Origin of the sequence: Simiduia sp. 21SJ11W-1, from assembly GCF_024138675.1 — a bacterium.
Lineage (GTDB): Bacteria > Pseudomonadota > Gammaproteobacteria > Pseudomonadales > Cellvibrionaceae > Simiduia.
Genome location: NZ_CP090959.1, coordinates 263,897 through 289,038, shown reverse-complemented (window position 1 = coordinate 289,038; position 25,142 = coordinate 263,897). Strand labels below are relative to the sequence as shown.

General features: G+C 57.3%; 25 protein-coding genes. 9 read left to right on the top strand and 16 right to left on the bottom strand.

Features of this window, described 5'->3' with window-relative positions; translation table 11 throughout:
- The first annotated feature begins 145 nt into the window (after positions 1–145).
- Positions 146–1,348, top strand: a complete 1,203-nt coding sequence (locus L1F30_RS01365; protein ID WP_253358473.1) for a TonB family protein — start codon at positions 146–148, stop codon at positions 1,346–1,348.
- A gap of 308 nt (positions 1,349–1,656) precedes the next feature.
- On the opposite strand, the gene L1F30_RS01360 is transcribed toward L1F30_RS01365, so the two are convergent.
- Positions 1,657–1,974, bottom strand: a complete 318-nt coding sequence (locus L1F30_RS01360; protein ID WP_253358472.1) for a hypothetical protein — start codon at positions 1,972–1,974, stop codon at positions 1,657–1,659.
- A gap of 151 nt (positions 1,975–2,125) precedes the next feature.
- Complete coding sequence (locus tag L1F30_RS01355) at positions 2,126–3,070, bottom strand: cation diffusion facilitator family transporter (RefSeq protein ID WP_253358470.1); 945 nt, start codon at positions 3,068–3,070, stop codon at positions 2,126–2,128.
- 414 nt (positions 3,071–3,484) lie between these two features.
- Here L1F30_RS01355 and L1F30_RS01350 point away from each other — a divergent pair, with 414 nt between their 5' ends.
- Positions 3,485–4,357, top strand: coding sequence for a hypothetical protein (locus tag L1F30_RS01350; protein WP_253358468.1), 873 nt, complete (start codon positions 3,485–3,487; stop codon positions 4,355–4,357).
- Between the two features lie 55 nt (positions 4,358–4,412).
- On the opposite strand, the gene ppc is transcribed toward L1F30_RS01350, so the two are convergent.
- Positions 4,413–7,028, bottom strand: a complete 2,616-nt coding sequence (ppc, locus tag L1F30_RS01345; RefSeq protein WP_253358466.1) for a phosphoenolpyruvate carboxylase — start codon at positions 7,026–7,028, stop codon at positions 4,413–4,415.
- A 222-nt stretch (positions 7,029–7,250) separates the two neighbouring features.
- Here ppc and mnmH point away from each other — a divergent pair, with 222 nt between their 5' ends.
- From mnmH to L1F30_RS01310, 7 genes are all read left to right on the top strand, one after another.
- Complete coding sequence (gene mnmH, locus L1F30_RS01340; protein ID WP_253358464.1) at positions 7,251–8,375, top strand: tRNA 2-selenouridine(34) synthase MnmH; 1,125 nt, start codon at positions 7,251–7,253, stop codon at positions 8,373–8,375.
- 113 nt (positions 8,376–8,488) lie between these two features.
- Entirely contained in the window at positions 8,489–9,358 is an 870-nt protein-coding gene (locus tag L1F30_RS01335) for a putative selenate ABC transporter substrate-binding protein (protein ID WP_253358463.1), read from the top strand.
- A gap of 1 nt (position 9,359) precedes the next feature.
- Positions 9,360–10,010 (top strand): ATP-binding cassette domain-containing protein, encoded by a 651-nt coding sequence (locus L1F30_RS01330; protein WP_253358454.1) that lies wholly within the window; start codon positions 9,360–9,362, stop codon positions 10,008–10,010.
- Complete coding sequence (locus L1F30_RS01325; protein WP_253358452.1) at positions 9,995–11,476, top strand: ABC transporter permease; 1,482 nt, start codon at positions 9,995–9,997, stop codon at positions 11,474–11,476. Before L1F30_RS01330 ends, L1F30_RS01325 begins: the two co-directional genes overlap by 16 nt.
- Before the next feature lie 201 nt (positions 11,477–11,677).
- A complete protein-coding gene (locus L1F30_RS01320; protein WP_253358450.1) occupies positions 11,678–11,950 on the top strand; it encodes a hypothetical protein in 273 nt (90 codons plus the stop codon).
- Positions 11,951–12,004: 54 nt separating this feature from the next.
- The gene (selD, locus tag L1F30_RS01315; protein ID WP_253358448.1) at positions 12,005–14,224 is read left to right on the top strand and encodes a selenide, water dikinase SelD; all 2,220 of its coding nucleotides are present in this window, start codon (positions 12,005–12,007) and stop codon (positions 14,222–14,224) included.
- A 108-nt stretch (positions 14,225–14,332) separates the two neighbouring features.
- Positions 14,333–14,809 (top strand): hypothetical protein, encoded by a 477-nt coding sequence (locus L1F30_RS01310; protein WP_253358446.1) that lies wholly within the window; start codon positions 14,333–14,335, stop codon positions 14,807–14,809.
- Between the two features lie 236 nt (positions 14,810–15,045).
- On the opposite strand, the gene L1F30_RS01305 is transcribed toward L1F30_RS01310, so the two are convergent.
- The 13 genes from L1F30_RS01305 to L1F30_RS01245 all read right to left on the bottom strand — a co-directional run bounded on the left by L1F30_RS01305 (position 15,046) and on the right by L1F30_RS01245 (position 25,086).
- On the bottom strand, positions 15,046–15,408 hold the full coding sequence (locus L1F30_RS01305; protein ID WP_253358444.1) for a DUF2750 domain-containing protein: 363 nt from the start codon (positions 15,406–15,408) through the stop codon (positions 15,046–15,048).
- A gap of 73 nt (positions 15,409–15,481) precedes the next feature.
- Positions 15,482–16,198 carry a M48 family metallopeptidase gene (locus L1F30_RS01300; protein WP_253358442.1) on the bottom strand — a complete coding sequence of 239 codons (717 nt, stop codon included), beginning with the start codon at positions 16,196–16,198 and terminating at the stop codon, positions 15,482–15,484.
- Positions 16,195–16,632: a hotdog fold thioesterase gene (locus tag L1F30_RS01295; protein WP_253358440.1), complete on the bottom strand. Its 438-nt coding sequence runs from the start codon at positions 16,630–16,632 to the stop codon at positions 16,195–16,197. Before L1F30_RS01295 ends, L1F30_RS01300 begins: the two co-directional genes overlap by 4 nt.
- Positions 16,632–17,279 carry an MBL fold metallo-hydrolase gene (locus tag L1F30_RS01290; protein ID WP_305879914.1) on the bottom strand — a complete coding sequence of 216 codons (648 nt, stop codon included), beginning with the start codon at positions 17,277–17,279 and terminating at the stop codon, positions 16,632–16,634. The genes L1F30_RS01295 and L1F30_RS01290 overlap by 1 nt, the downstream gene beginning before the upstream one ends.
- 139 nt (positions 17,280–17,418) lie before the next feature.
- Complete coding sequence (locus L1F30_RS01285; RefSeq protein WP_253358438.1) at positions 17,419–18,000, bottom strand: DUF4136 domain-containing protein; 582 nt, start codon at positions 17,998–18,000, stop codon at positions 17,419–17,421.
- 85 nt (positions 18,001–18,085) lie between these two features.
- Positions 18,086–19,975 carry a DNA topoisomerase IV subunit B gene (gene parE, locus L1F30_RS01280; RefSeq protein WP_253361871.1) on the bottom strand — a complete coding sequence of 630 codons (1,890 nt, stop codon included), beginning with the start codon at positions 19,973–19,975 and terminating at the stop codon, positions 18,086–18,088.
- Between the two features lie 75 nt (positions 19,976–20,050).
- Entirely contained in the window at positions 20,051–21,106 is a 1,056-nt protein-coding gene (locus L1F30_RS01275; RefSeq protein WP_253358437.1) for a phospholipase A, read from the bottom strand.
- A complete protein-coding gene (locus L1F30_RS01270) occupies positions 21,107–21,691 on the bottom strand; it encodes a YqiA/YcfP family alpha/beta fold hydrolase (RefSeq protein WP_253358436.1) in 585 nt (194 codons plus the stop codon).
- Positions 21,691–22,500 (bottom strand): 3',5'-cyclic-AMP phosphodiesterase, encoded by an 810-nt coding sequence (gene cpdA / locus L1F30_RS01265; RefSeq protein ID WP_253358435.1) that lies wholly within the window; start codon positions 22,498–22,500, stop codon positions 21,691–21,693. The genes L1F30_RS01270 and cpdA overlap by 1 nt, the downstream gene beginning before the upstream one ends.
- 36 nt (positions 22,501–22,536) lie before the next feature.
- Positions 22,537–23,007 carry a DUF1249 domain-containing protein gene (locus tag L1F30_RS01260; protein ID WP_253358434.1) on the bottom strand — a complete coding sequence of 157 codons (471 nt, stop codon included), beginning with the start codon at positions 23,005–23,007 and terminating at the stop codon, positions 22,537–22,539.
- Positions 23,008–23,079: 72 nt separating this feature from the next.
- Positions 23,080–23,697: an NUDIX domain-containing protein gene (locus tag L1F30_RS01255; RefSeq protein ID WP_253358433.1), complete on the bottom strand. Its 618-nt coding sequence runs from the start codon at positions 23,695–23,697 to the stop codon at positions 23,080–23,082.
- Between the two features lie 19 nt (positions 23,698–23,716).
- Complete coding sequence (locus L1F30_RS01250; protein ID WP_253358432.1) at positions 23,717–24,292, bottom strand: hypothetical protein; 576 nt, start codon at positions 24,290–24,292, stop codon at positions 23,717–23,719.
- Between the two features lie 128 nt (positions 24,293–24,420).
- A complete protein-coding gene (locus tag L1F30_RS01245) occupies positions 24,421–25,086 on the bottom strand; it encodes a DUF3313 family protein (protein WP_253358430.1) in 666 nt (221 codons plus the stop codon).
- Positions 25,087–25,142 lie beyond the last annotated feature (56 nt).

Sequence of the window (25,142 nt, the reverse complement as noted above, 5' to 3'; positions counted from 1 at the left end):
CCCCCCTTGGCCAACTTGCACATTTTTTGCACAGCGGCGAAAATACGTACTTCCGTCTAATCTTAGAGAAAGCTGACCAGCGGCCCGCCTCTGAGTGAAAAATCTAGCCCAAAACTCTCGAAAACCGCAATTTATAGGCAATTGAATGAAGTATTTGCACCATGTTTTCTCAGTACTGCTAGCCGCCCTGGCAATGGGACTTGCCAGTCACACGGCGGCACAAACCCAGCATTACAGCGCCCTGGTACAGGCCAACCAGCCCCAGTTCGCCACCCGCCTGGAGACCCCTGGCCAACCCGATGCCCGCGAGCTACTAAGCAAAACACCGGCCTCAGTGATGGAGTACCGCATTATTTCAGACCGCATCAACAATCGCCGCTTCTTCAAGCTGATTGCCGATGCCATTGCCGTTAACAGCGATGCCCGCCTGCTCGCCAAGAATGCCGGTTACATCTCGCGCGCCCGCAACGCCCTGCCCACGGAGCTGCAGCCAAACGATCAGCTGAAATTCGCCTTCGACGGCAAAAGCCAGGTTACCCTGAGCCTGAACGACGTTCAGCTGGCGCAATATGAGGCCCCCGATTTCTACCGTATGCTGCTCTCTACCTGGATTGGCGATGTGCCTATTTCCAGCCGCGTTAAACGCGAAATCCTGGGTAAGGAATCTACCCCCGTAGACATAGTTGACCTGTTTAACACAGCCCAACCGTCGGCCAACCGGCGCGAGCAAGTGCAACAACTGCTGGCCGCAGCAGCCGCGCCAACTGAAGCGCCCGTTGCAGTGGCGGCACCTGCTGCCGCGCCCAAGGCGCAAGCCAAACCTGCGCCAAAGGCCGCATCCAAGCCAGAGGCCGTTGCCAGCAAGCCTGCCGCAACACCCGCGCCTGTGGCCAAAGCAGCGCCCGCGGCTAAAGCAGAGCCAGCTGCCAAGCCCGCGCCAAAAGTGGCCGCCAAAGCGGCTGCGCCCAAGCCTGAACCAAAAGCCCAGCCCGCCCCCGCAACGGTGGCCAAGGCGGCCCCGGTACTAACAGAAGAGGAAGAAGCCGCGCGCCTGCTGTTGCGTCAGGATTACCTCAAGCGCTTGAACCGCGAGATCAACATTCACAAGCATATTCCCCAGCGCGCATTTACCCGCCGCGCTGAAGGCTCTGTGCGCTTGGCCATTACGCTAGATAGCGCAGGCAAGCTGCAAAAAGTTGAAATTGTTGAGCCCTCAAAGCACGATATGTTTAACGAGCAAGCGCTTGAAGCCGTGGGCAATGCCCAACCCTTCACGCCACCGCCCACGGGGCTTGAAGCAGATCCGTTCGAGTTTGAAACCACCCTCTACTACGATTTGCCTTTGTAGCAACTGGTTAACACTGCGCAAAAAGGCGGGCATTGTGCTCGCTGCTGTCCCACAAATCTACAGGCATGGAATATGGGGCGGAGTTTGTGACCGTCACCCGCATGGACGCGGGTGTCGAGACTACATGGATGTATTTACGTCGTGTCACAAACTGCGCCCCAGATTTCATGTCCAGATATCGCTTAGAAACTCTGCGATATAAGCAGTTTCAACGTCTGTTTTCCATGGAGACTTAAACTATGGGACAGCAGTGGCATTGTGCTCGCCTTTTTATTGCAAAATTTACGTGCCCCAGCTTCACTCAACACTCAATGGTGAGGCGTTAGAATATCCAGAATCTCGCGGGTTTTTTCATGCAGGCGTATGAGGCGGCCATCCACTTCGATGGTGACACTGCCATCACGGCCGATGGGCACCACCACGCGGCCACGGGCGTATATATCGTCATCTAGCCGGTCTCCGCGGGAGAGCTTTTTCTCCCAGCCTGGCGGCAGGGGTTTGCCCTGCTGCACTTTCTTTTGCAGGCCCGGTGGCAGGGCCTCATTGTGGTCTTTATCTTTTTTGGCGTAGGCAAGCGGGCTTGCCATGGCCAGGCAGATGCCTGCAATCATCAGGTGTTTGATCATGGTGTGTACCTTTTTACAAAAACTTTTACCACGCTTTTACAGAGCGTTAACAATGGGTGTACCGGTCTCGTTCAATGGCAAGCAAACGCATCACCATTAGCGCAGCCTGCATAGCCTGCCGCAACATTGGCGCCATTAGAGCAAATTCCTTTTAGTAAATCAGCGATTTATCCCGCACAAACAGTACATCCATCACAATCTCCGGGTTCCAGGCCTTCATTTGCCGGCTGCTTTCACGCCGAATTTCATCGAGGGCCTCAATGGATTGCGGCTTGAAATCTGCCGCCACCAGCACATGCACCAGCAAGTAGGTATTGCGCCCACGCTTGTTCACGCGGTATTCAATGAGCTCGTGGGGCACGGCCGCGAGGGTGGGGCGCAGCCGTTCGCCAATTTCATCCACCACCGATTCAGGCGGTGCCATCACTATAATTTCCCGCAGGCTGTCTAAAAAAATTCGCCCAGGGATGGGCAGTGCCAACAGAATAATACCGATCAATAATATCGGGTCTACGTAAGGCGCCCAGTGGGCGTGTTCGGTTTTGGTAAGGCCCCAGGCAAACAAAAATCCGAGCAACACAGAGGCGCTTAACAGGCTATCTACAAACCAGGCCTTGGATTCCACATTCACCAGGTCCGAGCGGCAATCACGCCCGTATTTACGCAACAGCAACGCCACCACAAAGCAGCCGCCCGTGGCCAGGCAGCCATACACCACTGCCCAGCCGTAAGCCGCCTCGGTGCCGCCGGCCAGCAATCGCTGGGTGGCCTCAACGGCGGCGTATACACACACCACGATGGTAATCAGGGATTTGAATAAGTTCAGCGTGGGCTCAAGGGTGGTGTAGCCAAAATGAAATTGATCGTCGTCCGGGCGCTCGGCAAGTTTCGCCACGCGCATGGTGAGCAGCGCCGTGGCAAAGGAAACCAGCGAGTAGATGCCGTCAAATAAAATCGCATCGGATTTGGTGTAGATGGCAAAGCCCAGCGCCAACACCACAAAAAACACCACACCTGCAAGCGAAATGCGCAGGGCTTTTTGCTCTTTACGCACACGCTTGTCCTTCAACTTTTTGGTAGTATCAATATTTACCATAAGGCTTCCCGCTCTATTCTCTTTCCGGCGATACACGCCTGTGCTATGCCTGCATTTCACATGACTTACAACAAGTCATTTACGACCACTAAATTTTTGCGGTCCGCTTTTACTTATTGCCAATAGCTTTCTACATTTAATCCATTGCGCTTTAGTGTAGCTGCAGGCCAACCAAGGCGCACTGCCCCGAATGGATCACTCTAATTTCGAACTACAGCAGACCTTCGCATTTGCGCATCTGGCGCGGCTGATTAGAGAGCTTGCATGAACAGGTTGCTGATGGATCGAACCATCCCATTGTGTACATTGTTCACGCAAGCAGAACTGGGATTGGAACTATTGCGTAGCATACAAAAATCTTGTAGGGTCGATCGCTCAGCCCTATAAAGCGGCAAACACTACAAGGATTGTAGTATGAATAAGTATTTAATTTCTCTTGCGCTATTTTTATTGTCATCCCTAACCAATGCAGCTGACATCTACACTCGCTGTGATGGCTGCACAAACCACCAAAAAACGGTTGAAGCACTTGGTATAGCTAGCAACAGCGCACAGGACACCCCAACCGTTCACGTCATTGATGCAGTAGATAGTTCCACAAAAAGCTTCTTGGTTATTCTGGATTTTGGCGGAATCGACCCTCAGGGTGGAGTAAGCCTTAATGCACAACCAGTATCCACCCCTTCAACCGTACTGCAATCGGTCACTAGCGCCTTCAATACCATCAGTAAAATCAAGACCATAAAATCTGTTAGCTCACAAGATATTGGTGTTCACTACCCCAATGTTGGCTATCTGATTAATTCAGAAAGAAACAGACGTGAGGTAGCACAACGGCTTAGCTCATACATTGGCGCTCAAGCTCACGGGCAAAGTAACGGTGCGATTGAACACATTATAGAATCAGCAATGAAGGATTTGCTTCAAACAGCGGTTACTGTCAACTTCCCATACGGAAGCAGCCACCAATTTAAGTTTAAAGAGTTTCGGGTTATTACCGATGCAAATGGGTTCATTATCGGGTCTGAAGTGGTTTACTTGCCAGTGACTGGTACTGGAAAAGATGCAGAAGAAAACCCCCTTCCAGAAACCCTTGATGAATTTTCCACCACATTTGCATATTTTTCAGAGTCCGGCACCCTTGCAGCTTGGCAGCGAGCAGCAAAGAATTTCGGTAGCGTCAGCATATCAACTTCGCCAGGAGGCGGGTCCGGCAATCAAAGCTTAGGCCACATGGAGTGCGCATCTAGTGGCAATGAAATTCGCTGTACCTATTACCCTGATTAAGTATAAAAAAAGCCGCGCGAGTGCGCGGCTTGAATCGTTTGCGTAGTTGCGTTGTTTAACCGGTATTGCGCATACCGGCGGCGATACCGGTCATGGCAACCATCAAGGCCCGGTTGCAGTCACTTACTTGATTGTCGTCGCCATTGGCCCGCACGCGGGCCAGCAATTCGATTTGCGCCAAGTGTAGTGGTACCAAATAGCTTTGGCGCACATCCAGCGATTGCTGGCCCCAGGCATCGCGTTCCAGCAATCGTTCCTGCCCCAAAAAACCGAGCAAGGTTTGAATGTCGTCTGTGAGCTGTTTGCGCAGCTCGCGCCCCATGGGTTTTAACGCATCATCTACTAAACGGTTGTCGTAAAGCTCGTTAATTTCCACTTTCGACTTGCTGTACACCATCTCCATCATCGCCAGCCGCGAGCGGAAGAAGGGCCATTGGCGCTGCATGTCTTTCAACAAATCAGCCTGGCCATCGTTCAGCGCAGCACCCAACGCCGAGCCAAAGCCCAACCAACTGGGCAGTACCAAACGGTTTTGCGTCCAGGCGAAAATCCAGGGGATGGCGCGCAGTGATTCAATGCCGCCTGTGGATTTACGCTTTGCCGGGCGGCTACCCAAAGGCAACTGCGCAAGCTCCTGCTCGGGCGTGGCCTGGCGGAAATAGCGCACGAAATCGGGTTGATCGCGCACGTAGCCCCGGTAGGTGGCACAGGCTTTGTCAGCCATGTTGTCCATAAGCGCGCGCCACTCGGCCTTGGGCTCGGGCGGCGGCACAAGCATGGCTTCCAATATGGCACTGGCATAAAGCGACAGGCTGCGCACCGCAAGCTTGGGCATACCGAATTTGTAGCGAATGGTTTCGCCTTGTTCAGTCACCCGCAGGCCACCGCTAACAGAACCCGGTGGCTGCGACAAAATTGCGCCGTGTGCCGGGCCGCCGCCACGGCCGATGGTGCCGCCACGGCCATGGAACAAGGTGAGCCGCAGGCCTTCTTTCTGATGCAGTTTAATGAGCGCATCCTGCGCGCGGTATTGCGCCCAAGAGGCCGCCAACACGCCGGCATCTTTGGCCGAATCCGAATAGCCGATCATCACATACTGGTGGCCATAGCGGCGTTCTTTGTAACCGGGCATGGCCATGAGATCAGTCATGACTTGCTCTGCGTTATCAAGGTCGTCCAGGGTTTCGAACAGTGGTGCCACCGGTAGAGGCTTACGCACGCCACAGGCTTTTTGCAAAAGTTCCACCAGCAATACATCAGAGGGCTGGCTGGCCATTGAAATAATATAAATGCCCAACATTTCAGCGGGCGTTTGCGCAATCACTTCAACGGTGTCCAGCACTTCTTTGACGTTGTCTGAAGGGGTCCAATAGGTGGGCAGCAGCGGGCGCGGGTTGGCAATTTCTGCCTGCAAAAATTGCTGGCGCTCGGCCTCACTCCAGTTGAGGTAGTCACCCAGATCCAATGCCTGGGTGATTTCACTCAACACTTCGTTGTGTCGCTCTGAGTGCTGGCGAATGTCCAGGCGAATCAGGCCGATACCAAAACATTGAATGCGGCGAATAACATCCAGCAAGTAACCGCGTGCGATGCTGGTTAAACCGCACGCCATCAGGCTGCGATAACAAAGGTGCAACGGCTCCAGAAGCTCTTTGGCTTTAAGCAACACAGGCGCGCGTGCATCAGCCACACTGCCGGTGCGGTAGAGGGCGTCCATCTGCTCGTGGGTGCTGGCCAACAGTTTGCGCAACGGGCGAATGATTTCGCGATAGGGCTGCTCGGAGTTTTTGTGGGCCTCAGGCAACGCGGCTATGAGCTCGTCGCTTGCTTTCATCATTGAAAGCTCCATAGAGAGCTGCTCAAGATCGCGCCCGTACAGCTCTGCACCTTTAGCGCGCGACATGGCAATTACCTGGCGCGTGAGCTTGGCGGTCACAAAGGGGTTGCCATCGCGATCGCCACCCATCCAGGAACTCATGCGCACCGGTGCTGCAGTGAGTGGCAGCGGCTCGCCGGTGTAGGCCTCGGCCTGCTCATCCAGGTCACGCATGAATTTTGGCAGCGCACTCCAGAGTGAATCTTCGATGACCGCAAGGCCCCAGGAGGCTTCATCTACCGGTGTTGGGCGAATGCGGCGAATGGAATTGGTGTGCCAGTCTTGCGCCATCAATTCCTGCACGCGGCGGGTATCGGCTTCATCACCGCGACGCAGCTGCGCTTCAATTTTGCGGTACTTGTGAATGAGGGTGCGGCGCGTTACCTCGGTGGGGTGCGCGGTGAGCACCAGATCAATGTTGAGTGCATCTACTGCGCTTAGAAACTCGGCCTTGCCCCAACGCTTGCCCTCAAACTGCTCGCGCAAACTGGCGAACGGGTCTGGCCTGTCGATGAGAGTGCGCGCTTCATCAGACACGGTATAAATCTGCTCGGCAATGTTGGCCATGTTCAAAAACTGGCTGAATGCCCGAGTAATGGTGAGCAGCGTTTCGTCATCGGCACTGCCGATTTTTTCCATCAACGCTTGCAGCGCGGTTTGATCACCGGCATCAATGGCCTTGCCCTGCAAACGGATGGCTTCGATCAGGTCCAAGCACTCAGGACCTCTGTCATCCGCGATGGTCTGCCCCAAAAGGGTGCCCAGCGCTTTCACTTGATTGCGCAATGCGCTCATCGTTTACTCCTGCGAATCTTGCGATTCTTACCTGTGAACTTTGATCGCCCTCTAACGGAGCTTTTGAATGGAAATGGCTGCACCTACCATTTTGCGCCCCCACGAAAGGCGGCGCCGGCGGCCATTGTACCAGTGCCGGGCAAAGCCTGCAGCGTGCTGGCACCGAAGGCCCTGCTTGAGTACACTCTGCCGGGCCCGCACTTGCCTTAAGGCCCGAACGCTTTGACGAACCGCGAAAACTGCCAAGACTACCGCCGCCTGTTTCTGGAAGACGCGCCCTTGATGGATGTGCGCGCGCCGGTGGAATTTCACAAAGGCGCCTTCCCCAAGGCGGTAAACATCGCGCTGCTAGACGACGAGCAGCGCACAATTATAGGCACACGCTACAAGCAACAGGGCCAGGATGCCGCCATTGCCGTGGGGTGGGAGCTGGCCACAGACGCCATAAAAGCAGAGCGCTTGGCGCGCTGGCTGGCCCATGTGAAGGCGCACCCCACGGGTTACCTCTACTGTTTTCGCGGCGGCCTGCGCTCGCGGCTGACCCAGCAAATGCTGGCCGAGGCAGGCAACCCCTACCCCCTGGTGACCGGCGGCTACAAAGCCATGCGGCGGTTTTTAATCGATGAATTAGACAAAAATACCGCGCGTGCGCCGCTGGTATTGGTGAGCGGGCGCACCGGCAGCGGCAAAACGTTACTGCTGAAACAATTGTCGCGCTTTATTGATCTTGAAGGGCTTGCCCGCCACCGCGGCAGCGCCTTTGGCCGCCAGATCACCCCGCAGCCCACACAAATTGATTTTGAAAACGCGCTGAGCATCGCACTGTTAAAAAAACTTAACAGCGCGCCTGCCACACCCATTTTCATTGAAGATGAAGGCAAGCTTATCGGCCGGGTTTCCATGCCGCTCCCATTTAAGGCGCGCATGGAACAAGCGCCACTGGCGGTGTTGGAAACGCCCATAGAAACACGCATAGACATTGCGCTGGCCGATTATGTCACCGAGGCCTGGCCTGCATACCTAGACCATTTTGCACAAGACACAAGCGCCGCTGAATGCGCCTTTCGCGCGCACATTCTGGATAACCTGGCCCGCATTCGCAAACGCCTGGGCGCCGCCCGGCACCAGCAGTTACACCAGCAGTTTGATCAGGCGCTCAGCCACTTTTTCAGCCACGGCGACGCCTCGCAGTTTCGCTCGGGCATTGAATTATTGCTTACCGACTACTACGACCCAATGTACGACTACCAAAAAAGCCAGCGTCAGGGGCGTGAGATTTTTCGCGGCCGGGCGCCGGAATTTATTGCCTGGGCGGAGGATTATCTAGCCAACTGTGCACAGGGATAATAGCTCCGGCTGCTCCTTTTAACCCAAGGCGGTGTAGCACTTGCCACCATTACACAAACAACTGAACCACCCGTTACTCAAACCACAACCTAGATTACTAAGGAGAAAGCCCCGTGCGGTTATTGACTGCTTTAGCAGCGCTGCTCGTTTCCCTTGGCGTTTTTGCTGCCGAGAAAACCCAGCCAGAATTTACTTTTACTGCCATTCCAGACCAAAACGAGGCGCAGCTGCGCGAGCGCTTCGGCCAGATGGCCAGCTATTTAAGCGAACAGCTGGGTTTGCCGGTCAGTTACATTCCGGTAAAAAGTTACCCGGCCGCCATTACCGCCTTTCGCAACAACCAGGTGCAACTGGCCTGGTTTGGCGGCCTTTCCGGTGTGCAGGCACGCGCGTTGGTGCCGGGTTCTGTGGCACTGGCCCAGGGCTATGAAGACCAGTTTTTCAAAAGCTATTTCATCGCCCACAAAAGTGCAGGGCTTACACCTGGCGAACAATTGCCCGAGGCGCTGCGCGGAAAAACCTTCACCTTTGGCGCCAAAGGTTCAACATCGGGCCGCTTGATGCCCGAATTTTACCTGCGCGAAGCCTTCGGCATTGCACCCGAGGCGCTCTTTAAGCGCGTGGGCTTTAGCGGTGACCACTCGCGCACCTTGGCGCTGGTGCAATCGGGTGCCTACCAAGTGGGCGCGCTCAACTATTCGGTATGGGATCAAGCGGTGGCCAAGGGTGAGGTAGATACCGAACAGGTACAACTCATCTGGACCACCCCCACCTACCCCGATTACCAGTGGAGCGCGCGCGGTGATCTAGACGCACAATTTGGCGCAGGCTTTACCGAAAAGCTCACCCGCGCGCTGCTGACCATAGATGACCCGGCGCTCTTGCAAAGCTTCCCTCGCCAGCGCTTTGTGCCGGCCAACAACGGGTTTTACCAGCCCATAGAAGACACCGCCCGCGCCATCGAGCTGATGAACAGCTGGTAAGATGCTGGCCCTGAAAAGCGCAGCCATTGGCTATGGCCCCAAGCACCGGGTGCTGGCCGATGTTGCGCTACATATCGCCCAAGGCGAGCGGGTGGCACTGCTCGGCAAGAGCGGCAGCGGTAAATCTACCCTGCTTGCGCATTTGCGCACGCTGGCCAACGGCCACGCCGCCTGGTGCCCGCAACAGGCATCGCTGGTGCCGCAGCTCTCGGCGTTTCACAACATCTACGCAGGTGGGCTAGGCCGCCAGTGGGCACTTACCAACCTGCGCAATCTGTTGTTTCCGGCCGAGCCCTGGCGCTCTGAAATTGGCGAATTGGCACAAGCGCTGGGGTTGAGCGATTGCCTCTGGTCGCCCGCCGGCCAGCTTTCCGGCGGCCAACAAAGCCGGGTGGCCATGGCGCGCGCGGTATACCAACAACAGCCTTTGCTGCTGGCTGATGAACCCGTGGCCGCGCTTGATGGCCATCAAGGTGCGGCACTGCTGCCCTGGTTAATGGCGCAACATCAAACGGCGGTCATTGCCCTGCACCATGTGGATTTGGCGCTCGCTCACTGCACGCGGGTTATCGGCCTAGCTGAGGGGCGCATTCAAATTGATGCACCCGCCGCCAACCTCAACGCTCGCGAGCTTGCATGGCTGTATCAATAGCCAGGCCCACTCACAGCCCGAGGCGCGTGAGTGGCTACTTTGTGCTGGTGGCACTGGCCTGCCTCTGGTTTGCCGATTTGGAAGTGAGCACTGGCTCACCGCTGGCCGAGCTTGCCGCCATGGGGCAGGGCTTTTTGGCACCCACTGTGAGCGATTGGCAGGCACTGGCCCAAGCGCTGCTGTACACCACAGCCTTTGCCCTTCAGGCCATTGCCCTGGCGGCTGTACTGGGCTTTGCCATGGCCCTGGGCTATCGGCACCGGCCGGTGCGGTTGGTTGCCGCCCTGCTGCGCTCGGTGCACGAGGTATTCTGGGCACTGCTGTTTATTCAGCTGCTAGGCCTTTCCAGCCTGGCGGGCCTGCTGGCCTTGCTGCTGCCCTACACGGGCACGCTCGCGAAAATCTACGGCGAACAATGGGCCGAAGCCGACCGGCAACCGGCGCTTGCCATTAGCGATGGCGGGCGTATCAGCCGCTTTTTCTATACAGAACTGCCACTCGTTTGGGCGCCCATGGTGCACTACACCAGCTACCGCCTTGAATGCGCGCTGCGCTCGTCTGTGGTGTTGGGCTTTATTGGCCTGCCCACCCTGGGTTTCGCGCTGGAAACCGCCCTGCGCCAAGGCCAGTACAATGAGGCCGCGGCGTTCATTTATGCCCTGATTGCACTGGTGGTAAGCCTGAAGTTCTGGCTTAGGCCCTGGCTTTTGGCCTTGGCGCTGCCGGCCAGTTTTTACTTTGTACCTATTGACTGGCACTGGGCACCCGGGCTGCTGGGGCCCTTTGCCGAATCGCTGATTCCCGCGCCCTGGCGCCTGGGCTTGAGCGAGGCACAGGCAAGCCACTGGTGGCAACAGCTTTGGGCGCAGTCCCTGCTGCCGGGCACGTTCAATACCCTGCTGGTGGCACAGATAGCGCTGGTGATCACAGGGCTCCTGAGCCTTGCCTGGCTGCCACTGAACAGCCGCCATTTTGGCAACCGCGGGTTGCGCGCCTGTGGCGACGGGCTGCTTATAGTGTTGCGCACATTACCCGAGTACCTGCTGAACTTTTTGGGGCTGATACTGCTTGGGCCTTCCATGCTGCCGGCCATCATTGCCATGGGCCTGCACAATGGCGCCATAATTGCGCACCTGCTGGGCGGCCACAGCAGCCAGCTGCCAGAGCCCTGTTTTGCAGCGCGCGGGCTCAACCGCTACGGCTTTTATGTGCTGCCCCAGCTCTATCGGCAGTTTATGGCCTATGTGCTTTACCGGTGGGAGATCATCATGCGTGAAACCGCCATGTTGGGCGTGCTGGGTGTGCCCACTTTGGGCTTTTACATAGATTCCGCCTTCGAGCTGCTGCAATTTGACCGGGCACTGCTATTGATAGCCGCCTCCAGCCTGCTCACACTGGGCGCCGATGCCCTGGCCTACCGGCTGCGCACACACTTGGCACTGCACGCGCAACCCGAGCGGGATTAACACCGAGCCTACAAATCCGCACACCGCTTAAAAGTTGACCATACAGGCACAAATAATCGCCCCTGCACCCCAGCTTTGTGTGACCTATGTCACACGAAGCCTGATAGCTATTGTGTTCTAATCCACTGCGTCGCTATACGCGTACGTTCTAATCGGTTGCCAAGCAGTAGGCTGGCACAATTGACTAAGGTTACTCTGCTTATGCCCATCCAGATTGTGGAAACCGGCGCAGGGGAAAAGGAAGTCCACTTCGCAAGCCGCCAAGATGCCATCTACCCGCACCTCATGCGTTTATGCATGGATTTTAATTTTCGAGTGGTAGAACACGGCAACCAATTTTCACTGGCCCCGCAAGAGGCCGGCAGCATCACCCCCGCCTTTAACGATCTGGATGCGCTGGAAGCCCACGTGCACCAACACATGGTGGATATCCTGCACGACTACCTCTGCAGCGACGGCGCCCTCACCCACTAGGCACCGCTACAATTAGCGCCCACACGGGCCCCGGGCGGCGCTATAATCGCCGCCATGAATGCTCCCCACCTGCAAGATCTGGTGCTGCTTGGCGGCGGTCATGCCCATGCGCTGGTGATTGCCCGCTGGGCCATGGCACCTTTGCCCGGCGTGCGCTTGACGCTCGTCTCACCCGAGGCCCACACACCCTATTCCGGTATGCTGCCGGGGCTGATTGCCGGCCACTACACCTACCGCGATACCCACATAGACCTCGATCAATTGTGTGCCCGCGCCCAGGTGCGTTTCATTCGTGCAGCCGCCACCGGGCTAGACTTACACACCAAGCACATTCACCTTGAAGGGCGCCCGGCGCTCGGCTTCGATGCGCTTTCCATCAACATTGGCGCCACCCCATCGCAGGCAGTGCCAGGTGCTCGACAACACGCCATTGCCGTTAAGCCCATCAGCCAGTTTTACGCCCGCTGGCAAGCCATTGAGGCAAGCCTTGCAGAGAAGCCGCACGCCCACATTGCCCTTGTGGGCGGGGGCGCTGCCTCTGTTGAGCTGGCCTGCGCCCTGCGCGTGAAGGCGCCCGTGGCGGCCATCAGCCTGTTTTGTGCAGAAGCTCGCCCGCTTGCGGGTTATGGCAAGCGCGCACAGCGTGCGGCCGCGCGCGCGCTGGCGGCGCGCAACATCAGCATTCACGGCGGCCAGCCCGTCACCCGCGTGGAGCCCAACCGCCTGTGGACAGGCGATAAATCACACAGCGTGGACCAGCTGCTGTGGTGCACCCAGGCCGCAGCACCCGAATGGCTGCGCCAAACGGGCCTTGAACTTGATGGGCAGGGGTTTATTGCGGTGGATGATCAACTGCAAAGCGTCAGCCACCCGGGCATTTTTGCCGCCGGCGATGTGGCAAGCCTAAGCGGCCAAGCACGCCCCAAGGCCGGCGTGTTTGCCGTGCGCCAGGCGCCGGTGCTGGCCCACAACCTCAGGGCCTGGCTGCTCAAGTTGCCGCTTAACCGCTACCGGGCGCAGCGGGCCTTTTTGAGTATGTTATCGCTCGGCGATGGCCAGGCTCTGGCCACCCGCGTGGGCGGCTGGCTGCCCGTGTTCAGCGGGGGCTGGGTGTGGCGCTGGAAAAACCGCATAGACAAGCGCTTTATGGCGATGTTCAGCGGACTCCACAGCAACCCTATGCAGCCAACGGGGCTGCCGGCCGCGGCCCTTTGGGGTGATGAAGCCGCCCCCGTTTCGCCCAATACCATGCGCTGCGGCGGCTGCGGCGCCAAGGTGGGCGCCAGTGTGTTGGCCCAGGTGGTGGGCTCACTCGACACGCTTGCGCGCGATGACGTACTGATGGGCCTGCAATCGCCAGACGATGCCGCCGTGCTGCAGCTACCTGCCAATACCCGGCTGGTGCAAAGTGTGGATCAATTTCGCGCCATTGTGGACGACCCCTACACCCAAGGCCGATTGGCCGCCCTGCACGCCTTGAGCGACCTCTACGCCATGGGCGCCGAGCCGCAAAGTGCCCAGGCGCTCATCAGCCTGCCCCATGCACGAGAGGCACTTCAGGCGCGGGATCTGCACCAAATCATGGCGGGCGCGCTGGCCGAACTTACACCGGCAGGCTGCCAGCTTACCGGCGGCCACACCAGCGAAGGCGCCGAGCTCACCACAGGCTTTGTGGTAAATGGGCTAGGCACTGAGCCGCTGCTTACCAAGGCAGCCCTTTGCCCGGGCGACAATCTCATACTGACCAAACCGCTGGGCACCGGCTGCCTGTTTGCCGCGCGCGCAGCAGGCGCAGCCCAGGGCGACTGGATAACCCAGGCCCTGGCGCAGATGACGCGCTCTAACGGGCCCGCCGCACAAGCGCTGCGCGCCCACCAGGTGAAGAGCTGCACCGATGTAACGGGCTTTGGCCTGCTGGGCCATTTGGTTGAGATGCTGCGCGCAGCCGGTGTGTCTGCCCGGCTAAACCTCGCGCAGCTGCCGGTGCTTGCCGGCGCTGAAACCTGCCTGGCGCTCGGCCACCAAAGCAGCTTGCAGCCCCAAAACCTGCAGCAACGCACGGCACTGGGCGATTGGGCCAGCTGGCAACAACACCCGCGCTACGGGCTATTGTTCGACCCGCAAACCAACGGTGGCCTGCTGGCCGGCGTGGCGGCATCGCACACAGACGCCCTGCTGGCTGCACTGGCCGCGCAAGGTGTTGAAGCCGCCTGCATTGGCGAAGTGTATCCGGCAGCGGAGACACTGGTACAACTGGCAGACACACCCAGCTGATTGTGTGCGCCACACAGGCATTGGGTAAAACCGTCAAGGCCGCGGCTCGAAGGAACTTTCACCCGCGCAGTACACTCTAATAGCCATGATCTCGCAGGAGTGACACGCGTGAAAATGACTTGGTGGCTGCAAGCTCTGGCACTCACAACTTTGATAACCCCGGCGCTTGCTTGCGCCCAGCAAACGCTGCACGGCCAAGCGCCCGACTGGCTGTTAAGTAATGCCCAGGGTGAGTATGTGTCGTTTTATGAAGACAGCGACAATCAGGCAAGCCTGTTGATGTTCTGGACACCCACCTGCAAAAAGCGCTGCCTGGCGGCTATGGAGCAGCTGAACCAACAGGCGCAAGCGGCGGGCATTAAAACCTATTTACTGCTCAATTCTGCCCACACCCAACAGTCTGAATTACCGGCGCTACCAACAGCCATGGCGCCGCTGTTTAAAGCCCACGCCGTGGGCAAGCACTATGGTGTGCGCGGGCAGCCCACCTGGGTATTGGTGGATGGCGAAAAAAACATTCTGCAAAACGCCCGCGTGGGCAGCCAGGCCGAACCTCTCGACGCCTTGCTCAAGGCCGGGAATTGAGCACCCTTTAACGGTGCCTGTTAAATACACCCACTGTTACAGCACAACAATGGTGGGAACCAAGGGCGTAAAAGGCGTGAGAGCAGGCTTTTTTGGGTACAAACACTTGCCGAGTTAAAAATCGCAGGCGGGTTTAGGCCTTGAATATGGCGGCCAGCTTTTAATCAGAAAACGGAACTCAGTACTCAGAACTAGAAACTCAGCACCAGAAACCCCGCTTCGCAAAGGCCAAGGCCTCAGCCCAGCTCTTCGTCCAGATCTTCCAACAAATCCAGCGGTTCTTCTTCCGGGCCTTCCAGATCGTTGTTCCAGTTTACGCCCACAATAATCACATCTTCGTGCATACCGGGCAGCCAGTCGTCGAGAAACTCTTCCAGATCAATGGGCACGGGCTTGTACACTTCCCACTCATCCACGCACACGGCCTCGGCCAACTCTTTGGAAGACCAAAACGGCATGACGTCGGTTTCCTCATGGCGCAGCGACGGGCACACGGCAAAGCCCTCTTCACCCTCAAGCGCCCAGACGATGCCATGCTCGGCCACTTCCACTACAAAGCGGTCGTAGTTTTCATCAAAATCGTCACTGAGTTCGGTCATGGGTGGGCCCTGGCTAAAGAGAAAAAGTCTGCGCGGCTACTATAACTGATGCGCAGAGCCTTGGTACAAACAATTACAAACACAGGCTGTGGCCGTGGCGCTTGAGCCAGCGCCGCTGCGCCAAATAATCGGGGCAAAGCGCGCCCACTTGCGCCCAAAACGCCGCGCTGTGATTCGGGTGGCGCAGGTGGCTAACCTCATGGGCCACCAGATAATCCACCACCGCCTCCGGCGCCTGCACTATCAGCCAGTTGTACTGCAAGTCGCCAAGGCTTGTGCAATGGCCCCATTTCGAGCGCGTACGCTTAACTGTAACCCGGCCTATTGAACGCCCGATGCGGGCAGCCAGCTGCCGGCTTTTTTGCGTGAGCAACATGCCGGCTTGCGCCTGGTACCACTCGGCCATGGCCGCTTGTACGCGTAGCGCTTGTGGCTTGCGCCCACGCCGAGACAGGGCTACCTGCCACTGGTTATCCACCAACTGAACATGGGTGCGGGCACCTTCGCAAATCTGCAAAGGGTAGTGGCGGCCCAAATAGGGTAAGCACTCGCCGCTGGTAAAACCGTAGCTGGGCGCCTCGGCCTGGCGGGCGCGAATGTCGGCCTGGCGCGCAATAATCCAGGCCTGTTTGGCTGCCACCAAGGGCAGCCAGTGGGCATCGGGCAGCGCCTTGGGCACGCTCACCTGAACGCCATCGGCCAGCACCCGAATACCCACGGTGGTGCGTCTGGGCGAGCGGCACACGCGCAGTTGATCAAGTAGCGCCTGAGGCAGGGCCTGTGCGTTCACGCTTTACCGTGTGGCACCACGGCCATGGTTAAGCGCGAAATACAAGACAGGCGGCCGCGATCGTCTAGCAGCTCGATTTCCCAAACCTGCGAGGTGCGGCCAATGTATTTCGCACGCGCGGTGGCAGTTACCTTGCCCGAGCGCACGGCGCGCACATGGTTGGCGTTAACCTCTTGGCCCACACAAAAATATTTTTGCGTATCCACCGCCATGTTGGCGGCCATAGAACCCAGGGTTTCTGCCAGCACCACATTCACGCCGCCGTGTACCAACCCCATGGGTTGCACAGTGCGCTCGTTAACAGGCAAGGTGCCCCGCAAAAAATCCGGGCCCACTTCGGTAATTTCTATGCCTAAAAATTCTGCCGCCGTGCGCTTGCCCAAGGCGTTGAGTTCCTCAACCGTTGCCGGGCTTTGCCAAATTGAATCTGTCATTAGCCGAACCTGTGATCTGCCACGAAGGGGTTGGATTTACGCTCGGCACCCAGTGTAGACATGGGCCCGTGGCCTGGCACGAAGCTCACATCATCACCGAGCGGCCAGAGTTTTTCGCGAATGGCTCGCACCAATGTGTCGTAATCACCACGCGGAAAATCCGTGCGCCCAATGGAGCCTGCAAACAACACATCGCCCACCCAGGCAAGCTTTCGCCCCGCGTGATAAAACACCACATGGCCCGGCGTATGGCCGGGGCAAAAGAGAACATCCAGGCGTTCATTGCCCAGTTGAAGTGTGTCGCCCTCGGTGAGCCAGCGGTCTGGCTGAAAATTTTCCACCGGCGCAAAGCCCATCATCTGGCACTGCATGGGCAGCTGATCAATCCAGAAGGCGTCTTCTTTGTGGGGGCCTTCAACGGGCAGGTTGTATTGTTTTACCAGCGCCGCTGTAGCACCCACGTGATCCAGGTGGCCGTGGGTGAGAAAGATTTTAGTAAGGCGCACGCCAGCTTGTTTGATGGCGGCCTCCAGCAGGTGCTGATCGCCGCCCGGGTCTATCAGCGCGGCCTCTTGGGTTTCATCACACCAGATCAACGAGCAGTTTTGCTGAAACGGCGTTACGGGAATTATTTTGTACTGCAACATACTGCCTACTCACAACTTGCTCTGTACGCGCCAACCCCAAGCTCGCGCTTGAGGGCAAACAGCCCATACAAAGGCACACACTATTTAGCTTGCTAACCTGAAACTGCCGAGGCCCGCTCACACACCCCACCCAACAGGGTTATTTTGCATCAGCTGCAGGCGGGAACTGCGCCAGAATGGTGTTTACCGCCAAGTTGATGGATTCGATGCGCTCGCGCTGGGTTTTCAAATCGCTGATGCGTGCACTCAGCATGCCGCGCCACACGGATTCCTGTGACTGCGTATCTATCATGTCCATGATCAGCGTGCCCTCTACGTAATCCATTACGCGCACCTCTCGGGTACTTACACCCATGCCCATGCCAATGCCCCAACGGCAATTCCAGCAATGCTTTACGCCCGCATTGTAGGTGCGGATGTCTTGCTTGTCTTTGGTGGTGACGTGATAACTCACCAGAATATCGGCCTTGGTAGCGTCTTTTTCGTAGGCAATGCCCTTGGCCGCCATGTTCCGCTCAACGGCATTTTCAATGCGATTGCGGGTGATGTCGCTGGTGAGCGGTGTCATGTCGCGCAGCTTGGCGCGATCGATAAAGCTGTAGGTTTTCACCTTGGAAAAGTCGAAATTTTCATCCCAGTCGCTGTCTGCCTGCGGCAAGCTGCTGCACCCGACAAGCAGTGTAAACACTGCAACCAAGCCCCAAGTAGTCAGTTTGTTCATGTGTCACACCTTGGTTGAGTATCAACTTTTCCCACAGTTTTGTGGCTAGCAGCATCAGCTCGCAGTATCGACCCGAAGCGCCAATTTATAGTGCAATGTCTGCCAGATTACCTTTGCTTTCAAGCCATTGCTTGCGATCTGAGGCGCGCTTTTTGGCCAGCATCATATCCATCATTTGCGCGGTGTCGTCGCCGTCGTCAACGTAGAGCTGCACCAGGCGCCGGGTATCGGCGGCCATGGTGGTTTCGCGCAGCTGCAATGGGTTCATTTCACCCAGGCCCTTAAAGCGCTGCACGTTGGGTTTGCCCTTTTTCTTTTCGGCTTCCAGCCGATCCAGAATGCCCTGCTTTTCCGCTTCATCCAGGGCGTAAAAAACTTCCTTGCCCAAATCGATACGGTACAAAGGCGGCATGGCCACAAACACGTGGCCGGCTTTTACCAGCGGCTGGAAGTGACGCAAAAACAGCGCGCACAGCAGCGTGGCAATGTGCAGGCCGTCTGAGTCGGCATCGGCCAGAATGCAAATCTTGTGATAGCGCAAACCGCTTAAATCATCGCTGCCCGGGTCTACCCCCAGGGCCACGGCGATGTCGTGCACTTCCTGGCTTGCCAGAATTTCAGCGGAATCTACCTCCCAGGTGTTCAGGATTTTTCCGCGCAGCGGCATGATGGCCTGGCACTCGCGATCGCGTGCCTGCTTGGCAGAGCCACCGGCCGAATCACCCTCTACCAAAAACAATTCACCGCGCTCGGCCTCGCAGGAACAGTCGGCCAACTTGCCGGGTAGCGCCGGGCCTTGGGTAACCTTTTTGCGGGCAATTTTTTTGCTGGAGCGCACGCGCTTTTGGGCGTTGCTAATGCACACTTCTGCAAGCTTGTCGCCATCTTCTGTGTGCTGGTTCAGCCAGAGGCTGAAACTGTCTTTGGCCACACCCGATACAAACGCCGCGGCCTCTCGTGACGACAAGCGCTCTTTGGTTTGCCCGGAAAATTGCGGATCGTGATGCTTGTAAGACATCACATAACAGCAGGCACTCCAGATATCTTCCGGTGCCAGTTTCACGCCGCGCGGCAACAAATTGCGGAACTCGCAGTACTCGCGCATGGCTTCCAGCAGGCCTGTGCGCAGGCCATTCACGTGGGTGCCACCTTGGGCGGTGGGAATCAGGTTTACGTAGCTTTCCTGAATGGCTTCACCGCCTTCGGGCAACCATTGCACGGCCCAATCGCAGGCCTCGGTGCTGCCGGTAAAGGTCCCCACAAAGGGCGCCTTGGGCAGGGTTTCCCAGCCTTGGGTGGCGGCGTTCAAATAATCAGACAGGCCATCTTCGTAATACCACTCATCGGTTTCGCCGCTTTGCTCGTCTTTAAAGGTGACTTTTAAGCCGGGGCACAGCACCGCTTTGGCGCGCAGCACATGGCGCAAGCGCGATACCGAAAACTTGGCGGAATCGAAATAGCTTGGGTTCGGCAAAAAGTGCACTGCGGTGCCCGTGTTGCGCTTGCCGCAGGTGTCTATCACGGTGAGGTCGCGGGTTTTTTCGCCGTTGGAAAATTCAATTTGGTGTACCTCGCCGTCGCGCTTGATGGTCACCACCAAACGCTCAGACAGGGCATTCACCACCGACACACCCACGCCGTGCAGGCCGCCGGAAAACTGGTAATTTTTGTTGGAGAATTTGCCGCCGGCATGCAGCGTTGAAAGTATCACTTCAACGCCGGGCTTTTTTTGCTCCGGGTGTAAATCTACCGGCATGCCACGGCCATCGTCACTGACGGTAAGCGAATGATCTTTGTGCAGCACCACGTCTATCTGGCGCGCGTGGCCTGCCAGGGCTTCATCCACCGAGTTATCAATCACCTCTTGCGCCAGGTGGTTCGGGCGGGTGGTTTCGGTGTACATGCCCGGGCGTTTTTTAACCGGGTCCAGGCCTGTTAAGACCTCAATATCTTGGGCGTTATAGTTAGACATCAGATGAAGGCTTTTGAATAGGGTTATTGTGCAGCGGCCACTATACCGCAGTTGCGGCCGCTTTGTTGAGCGATGGGGCTAGAGCCAGTCGTTCAGCAATATGCCAAAGCCGATGCGGTGGTTGCGGTGGTTGTAGTCAATCAGGCTTTCACCGTAGCCGTTGTAGTACTGCACGTAGCCCTTGAAGCGCCCGCCTAAGGGGAAGGTCCAATCCAGCTGGACGCCGTAGTGGTTGAAGTTACGCTGCTGGCCGCCCTTGAGTGTGGTGGTGAACAATTGCTCATCCCACTTGTAGGCCACCGCGAGATCCCCCACGCCCAGGTAGTCGTCGATATCCGGGTTATCGTCTTGCCCTTCGTCTTCAGGCAGGCGCCACCAGAGCCTGGGCACAATCACCAGGTTGCCCTTGTCGATCACTGCCGTGCTCATCAGCCGGTTCCAACTGCGCGACAGTTCGCCGGCGCGGCCATTGGATTCGTGATTAAAACCCATTGTGAGTGCGCGCACGGTGAAACCCAGGCCTGTGAGGTGGGTATCCCAGCGCAATATCAGCTCGGGCTCATAGTTGGCCTCACGAAAGGGCGCCGAATCTGTGTACAGCTGCCACCAATTTTGTTGGCTATAGGCGGCCCATAAATCTGCCCCCAAAATGCCACGCGCCACCAGCGCCTTGAACGAGAGTTGCAGTTTTACCTCGGTGTTGTTCATGTTGAAATCCGGGTAGTCCTGCGCCCAGATCTCGGTGTTCGGGTTGTCGTTATATGAACCCAAGAGCACGTAATTGCGCCGGTATGCAGAGATTTCAAAGGGGTTATCCAGCGATTCCTGCTCGGCCAGCAGCCGCTCGGTTACCGGGCTGGGCTCGCCCCGGGTTTCGGTTTCCACCAATTCACGCTGTTTTAATTCCTGCACCTTGGCGCAGCTTGCGCGCAAGTCTCCCAGCTCCAGTTCATCGCTTGCGGTTTTAAGCTTCTCCAGCAGGCATTCGCGCATGGCCTTGGAGGGGCCAGTGACTATGGGTGCAGGGGTTTGTGATGCTTGGCTATCGGGCGCATCGGTGGCCAGAGGATCTGCCAGTGACGGCAATGCAGCGGTGGCCAGCATCAGGCCCAAAGCCCAAGGCAATTTAACCATTTAAGACTCCAGACCCGGCAGCACAAAATCCACCGCCGGGGCAATAAAACGTTCGAAGTTCTGAAAGCTGTGATCGCCGCCCAACTCTACTGTTTGCCGGCAGGCATGGTATTTTTTTACCGCCAGACGGTAGTCGAGGGTTTCATCGCCGGTTTGCACCAGCAGCCAATAGTTGGCAGGCCGTTCAATCACAGGCCGGTTGTACTGGGCAAGGTCTGCAAGATCTTGCCCCGTGAGCGTGTAGGTTGCGTCGGTATGATAATTTTTAACCGGCTTGTCGATGTATGCCGGCAGCAGCGCCATGGGGTTGGTTGACGGGTTAATGAGCGCCGCGCGCACACCGAAGCGCTCAACCAGCCAGGTGGCCCAAAAGCCGCCAAGCGATGAACCCATCACGCCCAGGGGCTCGTCACGGGCACCTGCAATAGCCTCCAACGCCTCGGCCGTGGCTTGTGGGTGCGGCGAGAGCGCCGGGCAAATGAACTCAACCTCCGGGTGCTGCACGGCCAGCCAGTCGCGCACCTGCACGGCTTTAGCCGATGCCGGTGAGCTTAAAAAACCGTGTATGTACAGCAGTCGGGGCATCAGTAGCCGGTGGAGTTAAAATCGATGGGGTAATCTTTTTGTGCAATGCGCTTAACGCCGGTGTCGAAGCGACCATTGGCGTGCAACTCAAACCAGCGAATGCCGGGCATGGCGTCGTCTAGGGCGAACTCGTCGTTATCGGGCAAAAACTGGATGCAGGTAGAGGGGCTTGCCAGCATGCGAATGTGGCCGCGCATTTGATCGTAAGCCTGGTGCACATGGCCCCAAACCACACCCTTGACCCGGGCACACGGATCAATGAGCTCAAAAAACTTCTTATTGGCGCGCACTGTGTATTGATCAATCCAGGCGCTGCCCACCGGCTGCGGCTGGTGGTGCAAAAAAACCAACGCAGGCTTACTGGAAGCCGCAAGGGTTGCTGCCAGAAAATCGAGCTCGGCCGCGGTTAAATCGCCGTGCTCGTGGCCGGGCACGTAGGTGCTTAACAAAATGAACTGCCAGGGGCCGGCTTCTATCACCCGGGGGCTGCCGCCTTTTACTGAGGCATCCATCGCTTCGGGTAAATCGTGATTGCCGGGCAACCAGGCGTGGGGCACATTGGTGTAGCCATCCACCAAGGTTTGGTAGCGGCGGTAGGAACCTTTGTGGCCGTGGCTGGATACATCGCCGGTGTTGATGATTAGATCCGCCGGCTCGTTTGCCACCATGGCCAACACATCGTGCAGGCTTTCATCGGTGTTGAGGCCCAGGAGTTCTTCGCCCGGGTACTCACCTAAATGGCAATCGGTAATCTGCAGCAACCGAAAGGGCCGATCGGCGGGGAAATCAATGTGTTTTGGGAAGTCCATTCGGTTGAACCAGTCCTATTCTTCCGTTGCCCGGGCTTAGCCGGTTAACTTCAAGTTGGCATCCAGCACCTTGCCTTCGGCGAGGCAGTGCGCCAACCATTCCTTGAGAAAGCGATTGTGCTGCACTTTCTCATCGGCGTGATACATCTTGGTATTGGGGTAGGCATAGTGCCCGCGGTTTACGCGGTGCCGCTCCCAGGCTACCACTTCGGCCATTTGTGCATCGTGGTACAAGCGCACCTTCATTACGGGCGAACGGGTCCAACGGCAGTCGCCCTGATGGCGCGATATTATCACGCTGGTGGTGAATCTCGCACGCTCATCCACAGAAATGGTAATGCGCCAGTCGCGCTGCGGCGCACAGACATTAAAACACCACTGGCTGCGGTGCGATAAATCCGGCAACAGGCGCATAATGGCCGCGTAATTCAGATCGCCCAACGCCTGTTGCTCCACCAGATCTACCTGGTGGCGGCGGCGCGCACGAATAGCTGAATAAGTTGCCATAATTCTGGCCCGAAATGCCTCTATATGCCGCTAAGCATGGCACAAGTTGCGGCCAAACTCACCCTTTGAACGCTAGAGACTTGACCCACTGCGCAGTTCGGCGTGATGAATCTGGAGCCACTGCAGGCACAAGAGGGTGGCGGCATTGTTGAACCTGCCCTGATAGAGGTTGGCAAATACCTCTCCGGCCGGTGCCACATGCAGGCGAATGTCTTCGTTTTCAGCGGCCAGGCCAAACACTCCGCCCGCCCCTTGCAGTGAACAGATTGCACAAAACAGGTGCAGCTGTTCATCGGTGCCGCCGGGGCTGCTGAGGTAGTTACAAATGGGAATGAGCCGCGCCGCCTGCAGGCCGGATTCCTCTTCTATTTCGCGGGCCATCACCTGTTCTGGGGTTTCACCGGGCTCGGTCATGCCGGCCACCACTTCCAGGCACCAGGGCCCGTAGGGTTGCTTGAGTGCGCCCACGCGAAACTGTTCAACAAAGCCCACCAGATCGTGCTGCGGGTCATACAAAATAGCCGCCACGGCATCTCCGCGCTCAAACAGCTCGCGGGTCATCCAGCCACTCCAGCCGCCGCCAAATAATTTATGGCGCAGCTTCAGGCGCGCCATGCGGAAAAACCCTTGGTAGGTGGTTTCTTTCTCGGCAACTTCCACGTCGCCCAACTGAAACTGCGGCTCGATCATTTTACGCTGCAACCTTTGCTCAACGCGCCTTGGGCATTGATGCCAGCACTTTATTTACGGCCATGCGCAGGCGCAGGAGGCGCTGCTCGGGGGTGAGCACGTGATGATCATCCAAGAATACTTTAATGGCACCGCGCCACAGGGCTTCCACACTGCCGGGGCGCGCAATGGCCACAATCAGCATGCCCTTGTGCAGCTGGCTGTCGCGCCCAAGGCTTGGGTAGAGCCGGAACAACTCGCGCATTTCATCGGATAATTTTTCATCGCCCACCTGCACCAGTGCAATCACCCGGTAGTCGGCGTTCATGCCCTCGCCCATTCGATAGCCTTTGACGGATAAGTTTTCACTCACACTGGCCTTTACAAATTCGAGCATGTCGGGGTCGTCTTGGGCATCGTCTTGGCCCACAAAAATCACATCAGACACCCAGCTGATGGTATTGCCAGGCTCGGGTTTAAAAGCGGGATCTGTCACGCTGATCACCGAAAACGCCGACAGATCGGCCTGCTCTTTTTTGAGCGGGGGCGTTTGTTTGGGCTCGGAGGCACAAGCCGCCAGCATGAGGGCCAAGCCTGCAATAAAGATGCGCTGCATAGGGCATTCCTTTTGGTGCACCGTGAATAGAGCGGCCTTTGGCCGATGGGGTAACAGAGGGAGTGTATAGCAGTATTTAAAACTGGCCAAACCCGCGGGCGCGCCGGTGTGGCCGAGGCGATTGCAGATCAGTGGCGGCCCAGGTCATCGAGGTGATTGCGAAAAATTCGCGCCCAACTGCTCATGATCTGGTTCGTTTGCGAGCGCACTTCTACGGGATTGATTTCACGCCACATGCGCGTGCCCTCGCGCTCGTCGGTAATTTGTGCCAGCAACTCACCACTCGCGCCATCGAGCAATTCAAATGTCATGGTCATTTTGCCCGCGTTTTCTGCGTACACGCGATGTCTGCCAGACATTGCAAAGCCACTGCTGGGAATATAATTGGGCGCAATCTCTACAAGTTTTGCGCGAATCACCAGGGTATTGGCCGCACCTTGCTCGGCGGTTTTAAATATACCGTCTTCAATCAACTCACGGGTAAACGCACGCGCGTAAGATTCCGACAAGGCCGCTTTTTGTTTATCTGTGAGTGGTTTGATATCGCGCTTGTGGGTCTGCGCAGGCGCCTTAATTGCAACATCGCTCACATCCAGCGCCAGCAATTGCACATGGGTGTATTCGCCCCAGGCCACACCGGGCTTGGCTCGCACCTCATCCAGGCGCTTCACTTTCACAGGCGCCAGACCATCGGCTGGTGCGGACTCGGCCAAGGCATTGGAAGCCGGCATCATCAGCACACCCGCCAGTGCCACTGCGGCTGCAAACAACGTTTTTGAAGAAAGGCTTTTCATGGTGACCCCTATGTTTGGCAAAAAAGTAGCGCGCCATGCAATTAATGGGTGCAGGG

What these genes read in the sequence shown, in the direction of transcription:
- L1F30_RS01365 (WP_253358473.1), top strand. Translation starts at nt 146, where the DNA reads ATGAAGTATTTGCACCATGTTTTCTCAGTACTGCTAGCCGCCCTGGCA.
- L1F30_RS01360 (WP_253358472.1), bottom strand. Translation starts at nt 1,974, where the DNA reads ATGATCAAACACCTGATGATTGCAGGCATCTGCCTGGCCATGGCAAGC.
- L1F30_RS01355 (WP_253358470.1), bottom strand. Translation starts at nt 3,070, where the DNA reads ATGGTAAATATTGATACTACCAAAAAGTTGAAGGACAAGCGTGTGCGT.
- L1F30_RS01350 (WP_253358468.1), top strand. Translation starts at nt 3,485, where the DNA reads ATGAATAAGTATTTAATTTCTCTTGCGCTATTTTTATTGTCATCCCTA.
- ppc (WP_253358466.1), bottom strand. Translation starts at nt 7,028, where the DNA reads ATGAGCGCATTGCGCAATCAAGTGAAAGCGCTGGGCACCCTTTTGGGG.
- L1F30_RS01330 (WP_253358454.1), top strand. Translation starts at nt 9,360, where the DNA reads ATGCTGGCCCTGAAAAGCGCAGCCATTGGCTATGGCCCCAAGCACCGG.
- L1F30_RS01325 (WP_253358452.1), top strand. Translation starts at nt 9,995, where the DNA reads ATGGCTGTATCAATAGCCAGGCCCACTCACAGCCCGAGGCGCGTGAGT.
- L1F30_RS01320 (WP_253358450.1), top strand. Translation starts at nt 11,678, where the DNA reads ATGCCCATCCAGATTGTGGAAACCGGCGCAGGGGAAAAGGAAGTCCAC.
- selD (WP_253358448.1), top strand. Translation starts at nt 12,005, where the DNA reads ATGAATGCTCCCCACCTGCAAGATCTGGTGCTGCTTGGCGGCGGTCAT.
- L1F30_RS01305 (WP_253358444.1), bottom strand. Translation starts at nt 15,408, where the DNA reads ATGACCGAACTCAGTGACGATTTTGATGAAAACTACGACCGCTTTGTA.
- L1F30_RS01295 (WP_253358440.1), bottom strand. Translation starts at nt 16,632, where the DNA reads ATGACAGATTCAATTTGGCAAAGCCCGGCAACGGTTGAGGAACTCAAC.
- L1F30_RS01290 (WP_305879914.1), bottom strand. Translation starts at nt 17,279, where the DNA reads ATGTTGCAGTACAAAATAATTCCCGTAACGCCGTTTCAGCAAAACTGC.
- L1F30_RS01285 (WP_253358438.1), bottom strand. Translation starts at nt 18,000, where the DNA reads ATGAACAAACTGACTACTTGGGGCTTGGTTGCAGTGTTTACACTGCTT.
- L1F30_RS01275 (WP_253358437.1), bottom strand. Translation starts at nt 21,106, where the DNA reads ATGGTTAAATTGCCTTGGGCTTTGGGCCTGATGCTGGCCACCGCTGCA.
- L1F30_RS01270 (WP_253358436.1), bottom strand. Translation starts at nt 21,691, where the DNA reads ATGCCCCGACTGCTGTACATACACGGTTTTTTAAGCTCACCGGCATCG.
- cpdA (WP_253358435.1), bottom strand. Translation starts at nt 22,500, where the DNA reads ATGGACTTCCCAAAACACATTGATTTCCCCGCCGATCGGCCCTTTCGG.
- L1F30_RS01260 (WP_253358434.1), bottom strand. Translation starts at nt 23,007, where the DNA reads ATGGCAACTTATTCAGCTATTCGTGCGCGCCGCCGCCACCAGGTAGAT.
- L1F30_RS01255 (WP_253358433.1), bottom strand. Translation starts at nt 23,697, where the DNA reads ATGATCGAGCCGCAGTTTCAGTTGGGCGACGTGGAAGTTGCCGAGAAA.
- L1F30_RS01250 (WP_253358432.1), bottom strand. Translation starts at nt 24,292, where the DNA reads ATGCAGCGCATCTTTATTGCAGGCTTGGCCCTCATGCTGGCGGCTTGT.
- L1F30_RS01245 (WP_253358430.1), bottom strand. Translation starts at nt 25,086, where the DNA reads ATGAAAAGCCTTTCTTCAAAAACGTTGTTTGCAGCCGCAGTGGCACTG.